Annotated in this window: 14 protein-coding genes and 1 pseudogene; 9 read left to right on the forward strand and 6 right to left on the reverse strand. The window is 64.4% G+C overall.

Going from position 1 to position 19,180, the window contains the following annotated elements; genetic code table 11:
- Positions 1-243: 243 nt before the first annotated feature.
- The 5 genes from FV242_RS18980 to FV242_RS19000 form a co-directional block, all read right to left on the reverse strand.
- Positions 244-2,889: a hypothetical protein gene (locus tag FV242_RS18980; protein ID WP_147939997.1), complete on the reverse strand. Its 2,646-nt coding sequence runs from the start codon at positions 2,887-2,889 to the stop codon at positions 244-246.
- Positions 2,890-2,919: 30 nt separating this feature from the next.
- Complete coding sequence (locus tag FV242_RS18985; RefSeq protein WP_147939998.1) at positions 2,920-3,606, reverse strand: hypothetical protein; 687 nt, start codon at positions 3,604-3,606, stop codon at positions 2,920-2,922.
- Between the two features lie 345 nt (positions 3,607-3,951).
- Positions 3,952-4,563 carry a MerR family transcriptional regulator gene (locus FV242_RS18990; RefSeq protein ID WP_147939999.1) on the reverse strand — a complete coding sequence of 204 codons (612 nt, stop codon included), beginning with the start codon at positions 4,561-4,563 and terminating at the stop codon, positions 3,952-3,954.
- A gap of 182 nt (positions 4,564-4,745) precedes the next feature.
- The gene (locus tag FV242_RS18995) at positions 4,746-5,444 is read right to left on the reverse strand and encodes an SH3 domain-containing protein (RefSeq protein ID WP_147940000.1); all 699 of its coding nucleotides are present in this window, start codon (positions 5,442-5,444) and stop codon (positions 4,746-4,748) included.
- Between the two features lie 7 nt (positions 5,445-5,451).
- Positions 5,452-5,793, reverse strand: a complete 342-nt coding sequence (locus FV242_RS19000) for an NINE protein (RefSeq protein ID WP_147940001.1) — start codon at positions 5,791-5,793, stop codon at positions 5,452-5,454.
- A 211-nt stretch (positions 5,794-6,004) separates the two neighbouring features.
- Between FV242_RS19000 and FV242_RS19005 the strand changes: the two genes are divergently transcribed.
- The 4 genes and pseudogenes from FV242_RS19005 to FV242_RS19020 all read left to right on the forward strand — a co-directional run.
- On the forward strand, positions 6,005-6,601 hold the full coding sequence (locus FV242_RS19005; protein ID WP_147940002.1) for a recombinase family protein: 597 nt from the start codon (positions 6,005-6,007) through the stop codon (positions 6,599-6,601).
- 822 nt (positions 6,602-7,423) lie between these two features.
- Positions 7,424-7,834 (forward strand): hypothetical protein, encoded by a 411-nt coding sequence (locus FV242_RS19010; RefSeq protein ID WP_147940003.1) that lies wholly within the window; start codon positions 7,424-7,426, stop codon positions 7,832-7,834.
- 463 nt (positions 7,835-8,297) lie between these two features.
- Positions 8,298-10,940 carry an MHYT domain-containing protein gene (locus FV242_RS19015; protein ID WP_147940004.1) on the forward strand — a complete coding sequence of 881 codons (2,643 nt, stop codon included), beginning with the start codon at positions 8,298-8,300 and terminating at the stop codon, positions 10,938-10,940.
- A gap of 65 nt (positions 10,941-11,005) precedes the next feature.
- Positions 11,006-11,155: pseudogene (locus FV242_RS19020) on the forward strand (aquaporin); the annotation flags it as partial.
- 143 nt (positions 11,156-11,298) lie between these two features.
- Here FV242_RS19020 and FV242_RS19025 read toward each other — a convergent pair.
- Positions 11,299-12,282 (reverse strand): sensor histidine kinase, encoded by a 984-nt coding sequence (locus FV242_RS19025; RefSeq protein WP_244007317.1) that lies wholly within the window; start codon positions 12,280-12,282, stop codon positions 11,299-11,301.
- Positions 12,283-12,457: 175 nt separating this feature from the next.
- Here FV242_RS19025 and FV242_RS19030 point away from each other — a divergent pair, with 175 nt between their 5' ends.
- The 5 genes from FV242_RS19030 (at position 12,458) to FV242_RS19050 (ending at position 18,809) form a co-directional block, all read left to right on the forward strand.
- Complete coding sequence (locus FV242_RS19030) at positions 12,458-12,832, forward strand: response regulator (protein WP_147940005.1); 375 nt, start codon at positions 12,458-12,460, stop codon at positions 12,830-12,832.
- 246 nt (positions 12,833-13,078) lie between these two features.
- Positions 13,079-16,432: a PAS domain-containing protein gene (locus FV242_RS19035; RefSeq protein WP_246692775.1), complete on the forward strand. Its 3,354-nt coding sequence runs from the start codon at positions 13,079-13,081 to the stop codon at positions 16,430-16,432.
- Between the two features lie 261 nt (positions 16,433-16,693).
- Positions 16,694-16,927 carry a hypothetical protein gene (locus FV242_RS19040; protein WP_147940006.1) on the forward strand — a complete coding sequence of 78 codons (234 nt, stop codon included), beginning with the start codon at positions 16,694-16,696 and terminating at the stop codon, positions 16,925-16,927.
- A 71-nt stretch (positions 16,928-16,998) separates the two neighbouring features.
- Positions 16,999-17,880: a cytochrome b/b6 domain-containing protein gene (locus tag FV242_RS19045; protein ID WP_246692776.1), complete on the forward strand. Its 882-nt coding sequence runs from the start codon at positions 16,999-17,001 to the stop codon at positions 17,878-17,880.
- Positions 17,877-18,809 carry a molybdopterin-dependent oxidoreductase gene (locus tag FV242_RS19050; RefSeq protein WP_147940007.1) on the forward strand — a complete coding sequence of 311 codons (933 nt, stop codon included), beginning with the start codon at positions 17,877-17,879 and terminating at the stop codon, positions 18,807-18,809. The genes FV242_RS19045 and FV242_RS19050 overlap by 4 nt, the downstream gene beginning before the upstream one ends.
- Positions 18,810-19,180 lie beyond the last annotated feature (371 nt).

The following is a 19,180-nucleotide window of genomic DNA, read 5'->3' on the forward strand; positions in this document are numbered from 1 at the left end:
GCGACGACCCGATCGTCCGAGGCATGGCTCGGGCGTTCCCGCTCATCGTGCAACGGGACCTGGATCATCGCGATTTGGGTGTTGGCCCGAGTGCCCTGAGCCACGGGGGAGCGAATTAGACAGTCGGCCGTGTGGCTCGACTCTGCGTGCGATCTCGAGCGGGAGCTAACGCCTTATCCTACCTAGCTTATGGTCGCGCCTGCCGCCGCCTTGGTCGTTGTGAATGAAGGGAGCAGTGTCGTATCATTCCCTTCCAGCCTCACCTCGATCGCCTGAATTCGACACATGCTCACCCGGTGGATTCTCGTCGTCGGGAGGCCTTGAGGCATCCCCATCACTCGCCGTCGATGTGCTCGCCTCGGGGCGATATGCAGCCTGAGGGCCCTCCCCTGGCTCCTCGAACAGAAAGCCGATGTCGGTCTCGCCCACCGGCGGTCTAGGCAAGCTCGAGCCACGGGCAGCGAGTGCCTCGTCCAGTTCGTCTTCGGTCATCTTCGGGATCGGCGTGTGCTTGGGCTTAGGGCCGCGCTTCTCCTGCTCTGTCCCAGGCCAGTTGATCGCGATCCTTAGCCTCTCGTGGCCGATCCCCTGTTGCAGCCACGCGAGGATCGCAAGCGCCTCATCGGAGAAGTGTCTGGGGTCCGTCTCCGGCAGGTCCTCATCGCGCTTCGGTGCGGTGTTCTCGTAATTGAATGTGAGGGGTGCCTTGATCGGGTAGAAGCTGATGTCTCGGATGCTGTCGTTGACTGACTTACTTTCGTATAGGCCCTTCAGCATCACCTGATAGGGGAGCGGCCACTGGCCGGAGAACCTCCGGGTACTGACCTCTCTCCCAGTCAGCCATCGTTCGACGTCTTCCCGCGGCGTCCCGTTTAGGTCGATGAGGACATGCATATGCAGAAGGACCGCGTAACGAAGACCCGGGAAGTCAGCCTCGGGCAGATCCTTGTTGGCGGCGATACTTGCCCGCGCCTCATCCAGCAGCCGCATCTTCGCACGGAGCTTCATCCGGCGCCGCTCCGTTTCGAATGATATTCTCTCGTCCTTCTTGCGCTTCTTCGTCGGCTTACGCTCTTGTGTGGCGAGAACGCGAAGCGTCTTCGCCTTGACGCTGTGCTGATGATCCCCGCCGATCGCGTGACGGAGGTCGACGAGCTCCAACTCGAACATGCCGGTCACGGCGATGCCAGGAAGCTGATCCTCCTTGATGATGCGGTAGAGCTTCTTCCGCTCGCGCTTCATCACCTTCTCGATCGAGCTCTTGAACTTAAGCCGCTCGGGGTAGTTCGTTTTTGTGATCGCGGTAAACTCGCGGTAGATGCACTGGAAGCCTTGAGCAAGCGTGACTATGTCTTCTCGTTCCAGCCGCGTCGCCTTGCGCAACTGCCAAAGGTACGCCTCGTACCGCTCGTCATCGCGGCAGGAGATGAGGTCAGAGGCCTCAAGGTCGGGCCGCCTTCGCTGGGATCGGAAGTGGGCTCGAGCCTCCTCGACGATATCGTTCCACCCTATCAGCCGGTCGGCGTCGGCCGTGACGTTGTCGGGGTGGTAGAACCGCCTGTCCCGGTCGTGAAGCCCGATCCAATCCTCGGCCAGCTCCAGACTAAGCCCGCGTTTGATCAGTGCAGCTGACATCGCGCTACGACGGTCTTTCTGCCAACGCCGTAGGTAACCGAGCATCTCGCGGTGGTCGCGTCGGATGACGGAAGCGGCGAAGTCCGCGAGGTGCTCTCGGTCGAGATCGGGGTCGGGGAGGACGATATCGTTGAGGATCGTGGCGTGCAGGAGATTGGACCGGGCGTGCTCAAGGTCGGCGCCGTAGCGCTGCTCTAACTGCGTTCGCGTATCCTCGATCAAGCGGCCTGAGAAACGGTTGCGGCAGCGGGTGCACCAGTATGAACCGCATGCGAGCCCCCCATGGGGACCACACCGCTCGATTCGGTCAGCGACCGAAGCCAAATGCGAGAGGTGAAAGTCTACCTCGAGATCGATGCTGTCGGTGTACGCTGCGCGCGCGGCCTCGACCCTGTGCTGGTTGGAAGTTACCGTACCGAGGACTTGATCGTAGCGGTGGCGTGTCTGCGCTACGACCTCCCTGGCACCTTGGTAGCGATTATCACTCTCGACGAAAGCGTTCAGCGCCGCGATGACGCGCGTTTTGCGGCCTTTGCCCCGGCGGCGGGATGCGGCCTTCGCGTCCTCCTCGGTAACGCCTCCCGCGTCTCGGACGTTTTTGGCGGCTTCAGCAAGCGCACGTAGGCCACTCGTCACCCGGATCTGCGGGAGGACTGTCGGCTTTGTAGGGTCGGTTGCGCGCGGAGGCGTCGACTCAGTAATGGCCTCTCTGAAGGACGCCTCGATGTCCTCATCCGTCCATGGTTCCTCTGCATCGTCGCCCCCCGATACCGATTGGGAAGCCCACGACCGGGGGTGTTTCGCAGACGCTTCTGGACCACTGTCTATGGAATGGTCGATCGCCTCCGCCGGATGTGTCGGAGAAGCAGTGCCGGTCGAAGACGAGAAACCGAAGGCGTCCATGAGGAGCGCCTCCCAATCCGCGTCCGCCGGGGGCTCATCAGACCTTTTGGCGGGCTCGGTCTCGACACCGCTGTTGGGTGGGCGCCGGCCGTCCAGTGCCGCCTCGTGAGCGACCACCGGGACGTAGGACGACCGATGGGTAGAATGATTACGATCGTCGCGACCTGGGTTGGCGTGCGCGACCGCGAACGTGTCGGCGGGGTGCGCGTTGGTGGCGGTCGCCGCAGCACTCTCAGGGTCTACCGCCGCCTTAATGTCGTCAGAGATGGTCGAGGTTCCGCTCACGCGCGAAGCCTCGTACCACTCTTCTTCGGTGTAGGCCCGCGGGTGGCTGATAAATTGCTTGGTCATTATCGAAGCTTTTGCTGTTAAAGAGAATGTCTATTCAGTTCGAATTTTCGATCTGCGCGTGATGGCGGCGAACAAATCATCGAGGTCTATTAAAGACCTTTCATCGATGCCCAAAGCGTCGGCGTTGGCGGTGTCGAAAGCCTTGTATGTAGCGTCAGACACCCTCTTGCACGCCAGACTGTCGGTGGATGCATCCGAGCAGAAACTCGTGATGATCGATCGATGATGCGTCTCTGGGTCTATCCCGAAGCAGGAAGAAATGTGTATAAAATAGAATGGATCGTATTTCTCGCATGCGGCCGTGATAATACCTCGGATAGATTTGGGTATGAAATCCTGGACTATGAGGGCGAGTGTGATCCCCTCTATGGTCCCGATGTTCTCGGCCAGTTCGTTTTCTGTCGTGCTAAGGTGCATCGTGAAGCCCGCATTTTTTGCTGCTTCAATATACCTTGCCGAACCCTCGCCTTGGCCATGCCACAACCCAATCAGGGTGGTGGAGGGATGGTCCGCCTTGATCTGAGCAACAGTTTTCTCGAGAGCCAATAAGCCTTGAGGATCAATGATTGGAGCTGTTTTGTCGTCTTGCATCTTATTTGGCCTTTCTGTGATCTTTGGTGTTTGCCAGATTAGTTTAGTCATGGGATCCCGAATGATCTGTGCTGGATTGAAGACGTGATGCGCCGTTTGCCTGCGCAACGTGCTGTCGAGATGCATTTTTCAAGCGCAGCTAGAGCTTAAGAACCCGCATAGTAGCCGGCACCGTTCGCCGAAAACTTTCGGTTTCGTCGCCGCCGGAGATGCTACATTTGTATGGCTACGTGCGGCCCGTCTCTCGTCGGGCGAGATGTCGTACCAAATTCAAAAGAGCACTTCAAGAGAAGGCGTTTTGTGTCAATAGTTTATAGATTATCTACTAACAATAGGGACTAATTTGTGCGGCGCAGTATGGATCGTGAATCAATGCTGCGGCAGCACTTGGTATTGGTTATGCGATGACGCTGAAGTATATCTGAAGCTGCCTTGAGGGGTTGGACGGCTGGGTCACCGCCATCCTACCCATTAGGACCTTGCACGGGTCCTTTTGCGCTTCGGCTTGGAAAGCGGTGTCTCGGGTGCATCACCTTCCGGTGCTGCCTCTGCCATAGGTCCTTCCGCGGCCAGCTCGACTGCCGTTGATGCCTCTTCCTGTACCACGGCCGTGTCCATGGGCTGGCGGCTCTGACCCTGAGGCGCCTCGGTTGCATCCGGGTTCGGTGCGGGAGGGGGTTCTGCCGGCTCCGCTACCTCCGCCCCCTCCCCTGCCATGAGCCGATCAAACGCCTCCGCCTCGTCAATCGACCCACCGATGATGGCCACCGAGATCGCCTGCAGCCCGATACAGAGCGCCTTCATTCGCTCAGCCCGTTCGGCGATAGCTTCGGCCGCCACAACAACTTCTTCGCCGTTGCCTTCGCCCACCATTTCGATCAGCGCACGAATCTCGCCGATCTCCATCCCAAGTCCACGACCGAAGCGGACGAAGCGAAGGCGAGCGACGTCAACCGTCCCGTAGCGCCTCTGCCCCGTGCTCGTTCGTACCGGCTCAGGTAGCAGTCCTTGCCGCTCGTAGTACCGGATCGTGGGGATCTTTACCCCTGCCCGTTCCGATAGCTCCTTGATCGTGATGGCCATCTTTATCCTCGCGCTCTGTGACGCGGCGGACCCTCCCCCATCCTCCCCAGAGCTCAACGGCGCGACCTCGTGAAACTGTCTCCGGAAATCAGCTCACAGCCTAAGCTTGGCATTGTCGGAACCAGCATCATCGTGCAAACCCTCGTTTTTCGGACGAGCGGTACTGCGCTGACGATCTCGAATCATCGATAGCGCTGTGAGGCGCCTCGGCACACGAACCACCAGAGATTGTGCTCGTCTTTGTCCGAAAGCGGCGGCTCGAAGCGCGTACCTGGCTTCTCCTCGATCGGTGTCGAATAACCAGAAGGATCGCCGGTCAAACGGATCACCTCCGAGCTTCCCAGACGGCAATCGACGAGCTGCGCAGAAACGGTCACCTCGTTGGGGACGTCAGCCGTGGCCGAACCACTTACGACCGACTGCGTCATGACCTTCCACCGGCCTTCGCCCGCAGCCTGCGTCTCGATCGCCGTGGATGTCGCCTTGAAGTCTTTGGGTCCCGTCGGGGCACCTGAAGCGCTGTAAGGCTTCAGAACCTTTGTTTCCTCGCGTAGGAAACGTGCGGACGCCCAGCCGACGAAGCTGCCGATGCGGATCTTGCACCAGAGTTGATCGCGGGCTGGCCCGGTGTCGCTCGGTTGTTGCCCGGTCTTCCCGTCGACGCAGCCGAGGTTCTCGAGCCCCCGAGTGTTCGGCGGTAGCGCGGTGATTTTGCGCGCGCTCGCGTTCGGCTGGGCTCGCAGGGCTAGAGTGTCATCTGCTCGCACGTCTCGGACCGCGAACCGATCCGGGCCGTCCGCGGTCGCACGAGCAGGGCCGCTGGCGAGCGTGCACGTCAACGCCAGCAAAGAGAAGCGTGGCCAACGCTCGGAAATCCACATGCTGTGCTTACCGCCGGGAGAGCAGCTGCGGCGTGCTGGCGCCGATCTGCTCGGACGTCGTTGGCATCACCCCCGCAGGCACCGCGTTGATCGTGACGTTGAACACCGGGGCGACCGTGTTCGCCGACGATAGATGGCGAACGCCACCAGCGCCCTCACTGTTGGCCACCCGGACCATGTCGCCAAGCCGAAAAAGGTCGATCAGCTGCCCGATCCCGCAAAGGCCCAGCGTGAAGAACCACAGCAGACCCGTCCAGAACCGCCCGACATAGATCCGGTGCAGGCCGCACAGCAGGAACAACCCGCAGCCCCACAGAATGAACGCCAAGAACCCACTCTTCCGTCCCATCGCGCTTCTCCCCGTCAAAATCGCGCTGACCCGCTTCTGAGAGCCTGGGCAGCCGCAAGCTTGGCCACCCTCAGACAAACCAGCGTTTTTCGGAGGTCGGCTTCCGGCAGGATTTCGTCATGGGCAACGTGGCCTCCGTTGGCTCTCGAAACCGTCTCCGAGAAAGGGGCAGCGGACGCGAGGTCGCCGCAGGTGAGACAGGGAGTGGGACGTGCTGATCGGCTACGCACGAGTGTCGACCCAGGATCAGAACCCTGAGCTCCAGGTCGATGCTCTCGAACGTGCTGGATGCGATCGGCTATACGTCGAGAAGGCATCGGGGGCGCAGCGCGATCGGCCGGAGTTAAAGGCAGCGTTGGCATCGGTGTCCGCGGGCGACACGATCGTCGTGTGGAAGCTCGACCGCGTGGCGCGCTCACTCAGCCAACTGATCGCTACGTTCGACGATCTAGAGCTACGTGGGATCGGCCTTCGCTCGCTGACCGAGGCGATCGACACGACTACCTCCGGAGGCAAACTCGTATTCCACATCTTCGGAGCGCTGGCAGAATTCGAGCGGTCGATTATCCGTGAGCGGACGATGGCTGGGCTTTTGGCGGCGCGAGCCCGGGGAAGGCTCGGTGGGCGTCCGAAGTTGCTGAGCGCTTCCGATCTCGACGTAGCGAGGGTGCTGTTGCGGGACGGTACGTTGACGGTCAGTGCAGTCGCTGAGCGGCTCGGGGTGACGGCTTCAACCCTGTATCGCTACCTTCCGGCGGCTCGCTCGGCCCACCTAGAGAGTGTGGTCGAGCCGGTACCGACACCCTGACGGCACGCGCGAGATAGCTCGAATTTGACAGTTGGGTCACTGCGCACGCACCCGTGAACAAGCACCAAATGGACTAACTCATTGTTTCAACTGCGATTTGATGGACGCGGGCTGATGCCGAATGATCGAGGAGAGAAGTAGCAGTATCGTTATTAAACCGATTTTCTCGCACTCATTCTCGCCATGCTCGTATCGGTGCCAACGGAAGTAGATCATCGCGAGGATCGGTCATCGATGGCGTCATAGGCAGAGCTCGTTACAGTCGGGTTATAGCATCAAGCGTGACCAGCCCATTCTGGATCCAGCGCAATGGGGTAAGGGCAACCGGATAGTCAGATTGGACTGTGGACGCTGGTTCGCGCCCCTGAGCAGACGTTCTGCAATGCGCCCATCTCGGTCATTCGATCAGCCTCGGCAGCTCACCCATAGCGGACATTCATTGAGGCGGCTGTCATGGCGGGCCATTCGCATAAGCGTCGCCTAGGGAATTGATGCTGGTTCGATTGAACATTTAGCCGGTTGAGCCACTCGCCCGCGAGGGCACCAGAGACACATTGCTGCTTCCCCAAACCCGTCCACGTTTACGGATCATCGGTAGCAATGCGGTCGGGATGTGCGTGAGGCCTGGCAGGATATGATGATAGGGCCGCGTCGGTTGGCGAGCACCTGGCCGAGCGGACCCGGGAGAGCGCGTACAGCCCGATCATCGAACTTGCGGGCCTGCCGAATGCGGTCGAGACGGAGATGGCGAAGGCCGGCGTGGCGTTGTGGAAGGCGGCGGAGGCTTAGGCCGCGGCGGTCATGGTTAAGGAACAGGTGCGCATGGCGGGGGCGATCGCGGCAGAGCGGGAGCTCAGGCACGAGGCGCTTGGAATGGTCGACTTGCGCGACGCCGAGATTGAAATGCTTCGTGCCGAGATCGCGCGGCTCTTGGCGGAGCTTGGAGTGGAGCGCAAGCAGGCTGCGAAGGTTCGGGCACTGAAGTTGTGGCGACGCGTCATCCGGGACATCCAGGAGGTCCTGCCGGAGCGCGAGGCGCTGCACGTGAACAACATTACGGTTCGGATCGGCGCCGACCTTGTGGAGGAAGCCGGCAAGCATAAGCAGGAATGGAGCGTCGACACGGTCAGGGGGGCCATCGACGAGCGGGTGTACCGCAGGCGCCTGTTCGTGAGCGAGGGCGGCGGGCGCTACCGCAGGCGCAGGCCGGAGGACGGCGGCGTCGCGGCCTGATGGCCGCGCGCACAGGGACGCAACGATGTCTTACGGGCAAGCTGGCGCGCAATCGAAATCGAACCATACCCGTCGCGTTCGCGGGAACGGTATGATCGGCCGAACAACACCCGATGACCGGTATCACGGCGTTCCTGGCAGGCGTGGCGGTCCCGCCGCTGCCCACCATGCCGGAGAGCCCCACCGCGTACCGATGGAAGCGTGAGGCGCGGGCCTACCAAGCCAATCCGTCCCGATCCCAAGTCGACGATGCATCCGTTCCGACGAGACTTGAGCGGAGAGCGACGAGGTACATCCCGGTCACGTCTGGGAACCCGGCGCACGGATTGTCTGGTGCCTGCGTGAATTCCCCGGGACATGTCGGTCGCCCGGTCGATCCCGAGCGTTGTCCTGGAACGGTCCCGCCTTGAAGTCCGCCCGGGTTGGTCGGGCACGAGCGGCTCACCCCCCCTACGGACTCCGCATGGTTCATACCGGTTACGATCCCGCCCTCGTCGCGCTTTCCATCGCCATCGCGGTGTTCGCCTCCTACACGGCCCTCGACCTCGGCGGACGGGTCCGCGGGGCTGCGCGCGGAATGCGTTGGGCCTGGGTCGCCCTCGCGTCCCTCGCGATGGGCGGCGGCATCTGGGCGATGCACTTCGTCGGCATGCTGGCTTTCGAGATGGGCATGCCCGCCGCGTACGACCTCGGCATCACCGCCCTGTCGCTCCTGATTGCCATCACCGCCACCGGCGCCGCCTTCGCCTGGGTCACCCGCAGGGGGGCGGGAACGCGGGACGTCCTCGTCGGCGGACCGCTGATGGGCATCGGCGTCGCCGGGATGCACTACACCGGCATGGCCGCGATGAGGGTTCCGGGCAACCTCGCCTACAGCCTTCCGGTGGTCGCCGTATCCGTGGCCCTGGCCGTCACCGCGGCGACCGTCGCGCTCTGGCTGACCTTCCGGCAGAACAGCGTCTGGCAGAAACTGTTCGCGGCCGCGGTCATGGGTCTGGCGGTCGCCGGCATGCACTACACCGGCATGGCGGCGGCGACCTTCACGGCGGAGGATGCCGGGGCGCGGGCGGCCCATGCCACCGGCGTCGGACTGAGCCAGCAGTACCTCGCCCTCTACGTCGCCGGGGCGACCTTCGTCATCCTCTTCATGGGGATGCTCGCGGCGTCCTTCGAACAGCAGCGCGTCCAAAGGCACCTCCATGTGAGCGAGGGACGCTTCCGGGCCGCGGCCGAGGCGGTCGGAGATATCATCTGGACCGCCGACGCCCGCGGCGCGATGGTCGGACCGCAGTTATACTGGCAAGCCTATACCGGCCAGTCCGAGGCCGAGTGCCAGGGTACCGGATGGGCCGAAGCCGTGCATCCCGACGACGTCGAGGCCACGAAGTCGGCGTGGCGGGACGCCGTCGCGGGGGACCGGGGGTATGAGCTCCGGCACCGCGTCCGGAACCGCGAAGGGGAGTACCGCCTGTTCGCGGTCAAGGGGCGGCCGGTCCGCAACCCCGACGGGACGATCCGGGAGTGGGTCGGCATCCACGAGGATATCACCGACCGCCACGACTACGAGGCGGCGCTGAAGCATGCCCGGGACGCGGCCGAGGAGCATAGCCGGGCGAAAAGCCGCTTCCTCGCCAACATGAGCCACGAGTTGCGCACGCCGCTCTCGGCGGTGATCGGCTACTCCGAGATGCTGGAGGAGGAAGCCGAGGAGCTCGGCCAGGAAAGCCTGCTCAGCGACCTCGGCAAGATCAAGACGAACGCCCAGCACCTGCTCGGCTTGATCAACGACGTCCTCGACCTCTCGAAGGTCGAGGCCGAGAAGATGGAGCTCGACCCCGAGGACATCGACGTCGCCGCCTTCGTCGAGAACGCCGCCGGCACTGTCGATGCGCTGGTGAAGCGGAAGGGGAACACCCTCGTCGTCGTGGTGGCCGGGGACGTGGGCCATGCCCGTACGGACGCGGTCAAGCTGCGTCAGTGCGTGTTCAACCTCCTCAGCAACGCGGCCAAGTTCACGGAGGGCGGCACCATCACCCTCCGGGTCGGCCGTGAACGCGGGGCCACCGGCGATTGGCTCGGTTTCACGGTGACCGACACCGGGATCGGCATGAGCCCCGAACAGGTCGGTCGCCTGTTCGAACGCTTCTCCCAGGCGGACGAGACCACCACGCGCAGGTTCGGCGGGACCGGCCTCGGTCTGGCGCTAAGCCGCGCCTTCGCCCGGTTGCTGGGTGGCGACATCTCTGTCGAGAGCGTCGAGGGCGAGGGCACCAGCTTCACCATTCGCGTGCCGGCGGCGGTGGCCGATCACGCCGGGGAGAAGGCCCCGATGGTGACGTCCGATGACCCGGCGCCCTCGGGGGATCTGGTCCTCGTCATCGACGACGAGGCGTCCCAACGCGAGTTGATGACCCGGTTCCTGGAACGTCAGCGCTTCGCCGTGCGGACGGCGGGGGACGGGCGAACCGGCCTCGACATGGCGAGATCGCTCAAGCCCCGCGCCATCCTCCTCGACGTGATGATGCCCGACATGGACGGTTGGTCGGTGCTCGCCGCGCTCAAGGCCGACCCGGACCTCGCCGGCATCCCCGTGGTCATGGTCAGCTTCGTGGCCGACGCGACCCTGAGCGCCTCGCTCGGGGCGGTCGAGGCCGTTCCCAAGCCGGTGGACTGGACCCGCCTGAAGGCGATCCTGGACCCGTTCCGGGCGGCCGATGGCGACGTGCTCGTCGTCGACGACGATCCGGACATGCGTCACAGGCTTCGGAGCACACTTGAGCGCAATGGCTGGACCGTCCGGGAGGCGGGGAACGGCGCCGAGGCCCTCGACCAGGTCCGGCATGGCCTACCGCGCCTCGTGCTGCTCGACCTCACCATGCCGGTGATGGACGGGTTTTCGTTCCTGCATCGCCTCCGGGAGCTGCCGGACTGCTCGGACATCCCGGTGGTGGTGCTCAGCGCGAGGAACATCACCGTCGAGGAGCGCAATCGGCTCTCGGAGGCGGACGCCGTCCTGCGCAAGGGCGACACGAGCCTTCAGGACATCGCCACGGAAGTTCGCAAGCTCGACAATCGCCAGGCGGATATCGCGGGAAAGGTCGCCTGAAGGGAGCCGGAGGACGTCTGAACCGATGCCTGCGAACACTCGGTTGACCTCCGGGCCCATCCCGGGGGGGACATTGCAATCCCGCCGTCACGCTCGGGCTGTGGTCGGCAGGCCGGTGCGCCAACCGGCACGTACTTCCCTACGTCGTCGCCCAGGTCCTCGGCGCCGTCGCGGGCGCCGGGGTGCTGTACCTGATCGGGTCCGGCAAGGCGGGCCACCCCAAGTCTGAAGGACCGGAACCGGGAGGCGTTCTAGGCCACGCGTGCCATCCCGGGTCCCTACGAGACCTCTATCGCATCCTGCATAGATCGCAGGTGCGCTGGATGTGGGCCGGGGCGACGACGAGGGTCTCGTCGGGTCAAGCGGTCGGAACAACCATTTCGAAATGCATCCCGCCGGAATCGATGGTGCGGCTGAACCGGCCTCGCAGACTGCGTTCGATGGTCATCCTGAGGAGGCGCGAGCCGAACCCGGTGCCCTCGGCCTTGGCCGCCCCGGAAGACGCAGCTCCTTCCGCCCAGGTGAGCCTGAGCGCATCCCCGTCGATCTGACCCGTCAGATGGAGCGCCCCCGTGCCCGACAGTGCCCCATACTTGGCCGAGTTGGTCGCGAGCTCATGGAAGATCATCGCGTAGTCGTTGACCCGGTCCGGCGACACGACGGCGTTCCCGGCGATATCGACGACGATGTTCGCCCCGTTGCGGTACGGGGCGAGGATACGCTCGGCCAGATCCTGCAGCCTGACATTGCCCTTCTCATGCTTGTGCGAGCGCGTCGCCAGGGTGGTGGCCTGGTGAAGGACGCCGAACCGTCGGGATAGGTCCTCCACGAAATCCGTCGTCGACTTCGCCTCCCGGGCGACCACGGCGGTGAGCGCTCGGGCCACGGTGAACATGTTCGAGACGCGGTGTTCGAGTTCGGCGGTCAGCAGGTGTTCGGCCTCCTCGGCGCGCTTGCGATCCGTGATGTCGAGGAAGATGGCCTGGACCCATTCGCCGACTTGACCCTCGTCCCCGCCCACGCCGCGGGCGGAAATCCAGCGCGCGTCGGGACCGTCGCCGATCCGGAAGTCGAAGGCGTAGGCATGCGGGTCGGTCGCGCTCGCCGCCCAGTCGAGCATCATCGCGTCCCGGTCCTCGGCGTTCACCTTCGCGAACAGCACATCCAGGCCCACGACGGTCTCCGACGTTCCCCAGAACTCCCGACAGAGACCGTCGAGTTGGGCCAGGCGCCGTGTCGGCGACCAAGCCCACAGGCCGACGCCGCCCCGGTGGATCGCGGCGGTGAAGCTGGCGAGCGTCCACTCGTCGCCGGTCAGTGCGGCATCGTCGATCATAGGCATCCCGGATCGTACCCTGGGTCGGGAAACCCGACTTTGATCACGGATACGGAAACCCGTCGGGGGCCGGTTCGCTCCCACGTCGAGGTTGAGAGCGCCGATGTTGTGCTTCACCCGCGGCCGTTTCGCAATCGTCATTCGTCGGGCAACGGATGGCATCATTCAATGTTGACGAGCGATGTCTGCGCAGCGCCCCCCGGAAATTTCGGTCATCCTCGTCGTCGAGGACGAGGACTTCGTACGGATGGTGGCCGTAGACATGCTGGAGGATGCCGGCTTCGCCGTCGTCGAGGCGCGCCACGCCGACGAGGCATGGTTCATCCTTCACGAGAGGTCGGACATCGACGTACTCTTCACCGACATCGACATGCCGGGCTCCATGGACGGGGTCGGCCTGGCCGAACGCGTCTACGCGAACTGGCCCGATATTCGGCTGGTCCTGACTTCGGGACGCCATCGGTTCACCGACCGGGAGATGCCCGATCACGGTCGGTTCGTGCCGAAGCCCTACGCCGCATCCCAGGTCATCGACGCGATCCAACACGCGGTGTGACGCCGGTCCCGTCATAGTTCCAGGCGTATCCGGATTGCCGCCGGCGATCCGGATCTCGCTTGGTGCGTCGTCCACGAATGTCCGCAATTAAACGTGATGACGGTCATCCGGCGATGCGTCGCGTCCGTCTGACGGGTCGCGTAGAACCATCCGCTGGGCGACGACCCCCCAATCCGTCCATAAGGCCAACATCATCCGGGCTGGATTGCCCCCAAGGCGACGCGCGTGAAAAGCAGTTCCTTAGACGTGACGTCACCGTCCGCCAGGGCGGACACGGTCCGGCGCGACACCCATCGCATCCTGTCCGAGATCGCGGGCGGGGACGGGCTCACCGACCCGTTCGCGGCGGCCGTGCGGGCCACGCGCATGCCGATGATCATCACGGACCCCCGGCAGCACGACAACCCTATCATCTTCGCCAACCCCGCCTTCTGCCGGCTGACGGGCTACGCACCGGAGGAGGTGATCGGGTACAACTGCCGTTTCCTGCAGGGGCCCGAGACCGATCCGCATGATGTGTCGCGCATCCGGGCCGCCATCGCCGAGCGGCGCGGCATCGAGTTGCCGATCCTGAACTACCGGAAGGACGGCACCACCTTCTGGAACCAGTTGCTGCTGGCGCCGGTCGAGGATGCCAAGAGCGAGGTCGCGTACTTCTTCGCCAGCCAATACGACGTCACCGCCGACACCAGGCAACTGACCGCCCTGAGGGGCGAGAACGATGTCCTGTCGGCGGAACAGGCCATCAGCGCCGACCGCCTGCAGTTCAGCGAGACGGTGCTGCGCCTCGCCACCGAGGCCGCCGAGATCGGGATGTGGGACCTCGACGTCCTCACCGGCTCCCTGACCTGGTCTCCGCGCACCAGGCCGATGTTCGGTTTATCCCCGGACGCGGCCTACGACCTGACGACCTTCGTGGAAACGCTGCATCCCGATGACAGGGACGCGACGATGGCTGCGTTGGCCGCCATGATCGATCCCGCCCAGCAAGCGGCCTTGGACGTCGAGTATCGCATCGTCGGCCGGGAAGACGGGGTCGTGCGCTGGCTCGCCTCCAAGGGTCGTGGCGTCTTCGACGAACAGGGTCGGTGCGTTCGCGCCATCGGCATCGTCCGCGAGGTCACCGAACGTGCCGAGGCCGATCTCGCCCGCAGGGAGGACGAGAGGCGGCGCGCCACGCTGCTCGAACTGAACGACCGGCTCCGCGACATCCAGGACCCCGGCGCGCTCGCCTACACGGCCTGCGAGGTGGTCGGGGGCATCCTCGGCGTGAGCCGGGTCGGCTACGGCGTGATCGACAAGGTCGCCGAGACCATCGCCATCGAGCGCGATTGGAACGCCCCGGGCGTCGAGAGCCTGGCGGGCGTGCTGCGCTTCCGCGATTACGGGTCGTACATCGACGACCTGAAGCGGGGCGAAACAGCAATCGTCGCGGATGCGCGGCTCGATCCGCGTACGCGGGACAAGTCGGGTGCGCTGGAAGCCATCAGTGCGCGCTCATTCGTCAACATGCCCCTGGTCGAGCTGGGCTCATCGGTGGCCCTTTTCTACGCCAACCATGCCGTCGCGCGTTCCTGGTCCAAGGGCGAGCTGACGCTGATGCGTGAGGTCGCCGAGCGGGTTCGGCTCGCGACGGAGCGCTTGCGTTCGGAGCGGGCCCTTCGCGCCAGCGAGGAGCAGTTCCGCGTCCTCGCCCAGGCCATCCCGAACCAGATCTGGGCGGCCAGGCCCGACGGCTATCTCTACTGGTTCAACGAGCAGGCATACGCCTACGCGGGCACCGCGCCGGGGACGATGGACGGCACCACCGCATGGGGCCGCATCGTCCATCCTGACGACCTCCCCGCGGCCGGGGAAGCCTGGACCCGAGCCTTGGCGAGCGGCACAGTGTACGAGACCGAATTCCGCATCCGGCGTGCCGACGGAGCCTACCGATGGTTCCTGGTTCGAGCCGAGCCCGTCAGATCTCCGGACGGCGCCCTCGTCCAGTGGGTCGGCACCAACACCGACATCGACGAGCGGCGGCGCCAGTCCGTCGAGCTCGCGGAATTGAACGCAACCCTCGAACGCCGCGTCGAGGAGCGGACCCGCGAGCGTGACCGTACTTGGAAGGTCTCCCAGGACCTGATGGTCGTCATCGACGGTGTCGGGACCTTCAAGGCGGTGAGCCCGGCGGCAACGCGCATCCTCGGCCGGCGACCGGGCGAGATGATCGGCCGGACCGTGTTCGACTTCATTCACCCCGACGACATCGCCCTGACCGTCGCCGCGCTCACCGAGGCCGTCGGCGCCGAGATCGCCCGGGTCGAGAACCGGTACCGCCACGAGGATGAAAGCTATCGCTGGCTGTCCTGGACGGCGGCACCGGAGGGCGAACTCGTCTACGCCACGGGGCGAAACGTCACCGCCGAGAAGGTGCAGGCCGAGGCGCTGCTGCGGGCTGAGGAGCAGCTCCGGCAATCGCAGAAGATGGAGGCTGTCGGGCAGCTCACCGGGGGCCTGGCGCACGATTTCAACAATCTGCTGGCGGGTATCTCGGGCAGCCTGGAGCTCCTGCAGACCCGGATGGCGCAGGGCCGGCTGACCGACCTCGACCGATACATCAACGCCGCCCAGGGCGCCTCGAAGCGGGCCGCGGCGCTCACTCACAGGCTCCTGGCGTTCTCCCGTCGCCAAACCCTCGATCCGAAGCCGACCGACGTGAACAAGCTCGTCGGTGGCATGGAGGATCTCGTCAGGCGCACAGTCGGGCCGGCGGTCCATGTCGAGGTGGTCGGGGCTCCCGACCTGTGGCCGGCGCTGATCGACCCGCCGCAGCTTGAGAATGCCCTGCTCAACCTGTGCATCAACGCCAGGGACGCGATGCCGGACGGTGGACGCATCACCATCGAGACCGCCAACAAGTGGCTGGACGACCGGGGGGCGAAGGAACGCGACCTGCCGCCGGGGCAGTACCTCTCCCTCTGCGTGTCCGACACCGGCACCGGAATGACGCCCGACGTAATCGAGCGTGCGTTCGACCCGTTCTTCACCACCAAGCCCATCGGCCAAGGTACCGGCTTCGGCCTTTCGATGATCTACGGATTCGTGCGGCAATCGGGTGGCCACGTCCGGATCTACTCGGAGATGGACGAGGGCACGACGATGTGCCTGTACCTTCCACGGCACTACGGCGAGGCTGAGGCGGCGGACGCCCTGGGCTCCCTCAGCGACGCGCCGCGCGCCGAGAACGGTCAGACGGTGTTGGTCGTCGACGACGAGCCCACCGTCCGGATGCTCGTCACCGAGGTGCTGGAAGATCTTGGCTACACCGCCATCGAAGCGGCCGACGGGCCGGCCGGGCTTAAAGTCCTGCGCTCGAACGTGCGCATCGACCTGCTGGTGACCGACGTCGGTCTGCCCGGCGGCATGAACGGGCGCCAGGTCGCGGATGCGGCGAGGGTCACCCGACCGAGCCTGAAGGTTCTCTTCATCACTGGCTATGCGGAGAACGCCGTGGTCGGCAACGGCCACCTCGACCCCGGCATGGCCGTGCTCACCAAGCCCTTCGTGATGGAGGCTCTGGCGTCGCGTATCCGGGAGCTGATCGAATCGACCTAGCGACGGGCCGGTGATCATGGCGTTCCGGTCACCACCCTCGAACAGGCTGCGCGGCGGGCTTGAAACTTATCGTCGACCGATCCCGTAGCCATACGTGACGACGAATGGTCCCCGTGTTTGAAGCCTCGGCTTGAGCGCGCGAGGAGTATTGCCAAGATTTTTCACCAGGAAAAATCGACCTAATATATATCGGAACAACGATAGAATAATCCGGTTTCCCAGGAGGTTGAATAGATCATTAACCTCTACGGGAGATATTCGATGAAGAAGTTCTCGCTCGCCTTGACCGCGCTGACCGCCCTTGGCGGCATCGCCCTCGCGGCCGGTTCGGCCACGGCCGCACCAATGTCCGTCAACGGCCTCCAGTCCGAGAGCGGCGTCACCCAGGTCCGCATGATGCACGGCGACCGGATGATGATGAAGAAGCGCATGATGCGGAAGCAAATGATGAAGCGCCGCATGATGAAGAAGCGGATGATGAACCGCGGCATGTGATCGCCGACGCTTACGGAGGCCCCGTCACGGGGGTCTCCGCCTTGGACGATCAATATCCCGAGGGAGACCGTTTGCCTCGCACCTACCTGACGCGCTCCGCGCCCGATACGGGCGAGGTCGAGCGCCGCCGATGGATGTTTCGGCATCCTGTGGTCATCCGCCTAACCCACTGGATCAACGCGATCTGCCTTTTGGTCCTGCTCATGAGCGGCCTGCAGATCTTCAACGCCCACCCGGCCCTGTACTGGGGTAAGGTCTCGACCTTCGACACGCCGCTCATGGCGATGTCCTCCACCGAGGACGATCCGCCCAAGGGCGTGACCGCGGTCCTCGGGCATTCCTTCGATACCACCGGCTGGCTCGGCTCCTCGGCAGGCGCGGATGGCCAGGCCGCCGACCGCGGCTTTCCAGCCTGGGCGACCCTGCCCAGCGACCAGGATCTCACCGGCGGCCGCTCCTGGCACTTCTTCTTCGCCTGGGCCTTCGTCCTGAACGGTCTTGCATACCTGCTTTATGGATTGGTCAGCGGACAGCTTCGGTTCCGCGTGATCCCGTCCCGCGACCAGATCTGCCATTTCGGCGCTTCGATCTGGGAGCACCTGACGCTGCGCTTCCCGCAGGGCGACGAGGCCAAGCGCTACAACGTCATCCAGAAGCTGACCTACCTCGTGGTGCTATTCGCGCTGCTGCCGGCGCAGCTCCTCGCCGGCCTCGCGATGTCCCCGGCGATGGACGCGGCCTTCCCGTTCCTGTTGACGCTGTTCGACGGGCGCCAGTCGGCACGCACGATCCATTTCGTCGTGGCGGCCCTGCTGGTCCTGTTCGTGGTCGTGCACATCGCCCTAGTCCTGCTCTCGGGCTTTTGGAACAACATGCGTGGCATGCTCACCGGCTGGTTCGTGATCGAGCGCAAGGTCGAGCCGGCACCCATCACCGGGGAGACCCGGGTATGAGCCGCCTTCCGAACCGACGGGCCCTCCTGACGGGGGGTTCCGCCGCAGCCGCGGCGGCTATGCTCGGCGGTTGCGACCGCCTCGGCAGTGCGGAGTGGTTCCAGCGCACCCTCAAGACCGGCGAGGACGCCAACCTGTTCGTCCAGCGCCTGCTGCTCACCGACCGGACGCTGGCCCCGGAATACGCCGAGGCCGACATCTCGCCGTGGTTCAAGCCGAACGGTACCGAGGACCCGCCGGACAAGGCATACAAGGCCCTCGCGAAGGCTAAGTTCGCCAAGTACCACCTGGAGGTCGACGGCCTCGTGGAGGCGCCCTTCAAGCTGTCCCTGGCCGAGCTCCGCAAGCTTCCCGCCCGCACCCAGATCACCCGGCACGATTGCGTCGAAGGCTGGAGCGCCATCGGCAAGTGGACCGGAGTTCTGCTTTCCGACCTCTTGTCTCGGGCCAAGCTCAAGCCCGAGGGGCGCTACGTGGTGTTCCACTGCGCGGACACCATGGACCAGGGCGAGGACGACGGCGGAGCGGACACCGCGGAGGATGGCGGCTCCGACGAAACAATCCCTGCCGGCAATGCCAACCCAGCCATGACGAAGCAATCGGGCGGTGGGGAGAGCAGGAAGGACTCCGGCGGCCAGCAGGCGTCTGAGGACACTGCGGCCAGTGGTGGATCACCGGTCAGGTACTACGAGAGCATCGACCTCGTGGACGCGTTCCACCCGCAGACGATCCTCGCATACGACATGAACGGCAAGGCACTCCCGGTCTCGAACGGCGCCCCGCTGCGGCTGCGGGTGGAACGCAACCTCGGCTACAAGCAAGCAAAGTACGTGATGCGCATTGAGGTGGTCGAGAGTTTCGCCCACATCGGCGATAGCAAGGGCGGCTACTGGGAGGACCAGGGCTACGCCTGGTACGCCGGCATCTGAGTTGGCGCGGACGTGACGTCTTCGTCTCCGCGAGCTTTGGAAGCGCAGCTCTCTCCTGGCGAACTCCGGTAGGGCCTTCGCGGCGACATCCGGCGCTTGCAAAACTGCAAAGTACAGTCGGCCTTGCGCCGCGTAGCTGGCAATCAGACCGGCGACTTGGCCTCGAAGCGTCCGATATGAGCGGCTCGCGGACCTAAATGGCACTCCCGGCCTGACGAAATCTGCGACGGACCAATGTTCGGATTGCAGCGCAAATACTGAAGGGCAATGCCGTCATGTCCCTACATTTTGAACGCCTCGGCACCGGCAGGCCGCTACTCATGGTCCATGGGCTGGGGTCCAATCTCCGCACCTGGGACCCGCTCTTGCCC

The sequence above is a fragment of the Methylobacterium sp. WL64 genome, assembly GCF_008039945.1.
Lineage (GTDB): Bacteria > Pseudomonadota > Alphaproteobacteria > Rhizobiales > Beijerinckiaceae > Methylobacterium.

What these genes read in the sequence shown, in the direction of transcription:
- FV242_RS18980 (WP_147939997.1), bottom strand. Translation starts at nt 2,889, where the DNA reads ATGACCAAGCAATTTATCAGCCACCCGCGGGCCTACACCGAAGAAGAG.
- FV242_RS18985 (WP_147939998.1), bottom strand. Translation starts at nt 3,606, where the DNA reads ATGCATCTCGACAGCACGTTGCGCAGGCAAACGGCGCATCACGTCTTC.
- FV242_RS18990 (WP_147939999.1), bottom strand. Translation starts at nt 4,563, where the DNA reads ATGGCCATCACGATCAAGGAGCTATCGGAACGGGCAGGGGTAAAGATC.
- FV242_RS18995 (WP_147940000.1), bottom strand. Translation starts at nt 5,444, where the DNA reads ATGTGGATTTCCGAGCGTTGGCCACGCTTCTCTTTGCTGGCGTTGACG.
- FV242_RS19000 (WP_147940001.1), bottom strand. Translation starts at nt 5,793, where the DNA reads ATGGGACGGAAGAGTGGGTTCTTGGCGTTCATTCTGTGGGGCTGCGGG.
- FV242_RS19010 (WP_147940003.1), top strand. Translation starts at nt 7,424, where the DNA reads ATGGCGGGGGCGATCGCGGCAGAGCGGGAGCTCAGGCACGAGGCGCTT.
- FV242_RS19015 (WP_147940004.1), top strand. Translation starts at nt 8,298, where the DNA reads ATGGTTCATACCGGTTACGATCCCGCCCTCGTCGCGCTTTCCATCGCC.
- FV242_RS19025 (WP_244007317.1), bottom strand. Translation starts at nt 12,282, where the DNA reads ATGCCTATGATCGACGATGCCGCACTGACCGGCGACGAGTGGACGCTC.
- FV242_RS19030 (WP_147940005.1), top strand. Translation starts at nt 12,458, where the DNA reads ATGTCTGCGCAGCGCCCCCCGGAAATTTCGGTCATCCTCGTCGTCGAG.
- FV242_RS19040 (WP_147940006.1), top strand. Translation starts at nt 16,694, where the DNA reads ATGAAGAAGTTCTCGCTCGCCTTGACCGCGCTGACCGCCCTTGGCGGC.
- FV242_RS19050 (WP_147940007.1), top strand. Translation starts at nt 17,877, where the DNA reads ATGAGCCGCCTTCCGAACCGACGGGCCCTCCTGACGGGGGGTTCCGCC.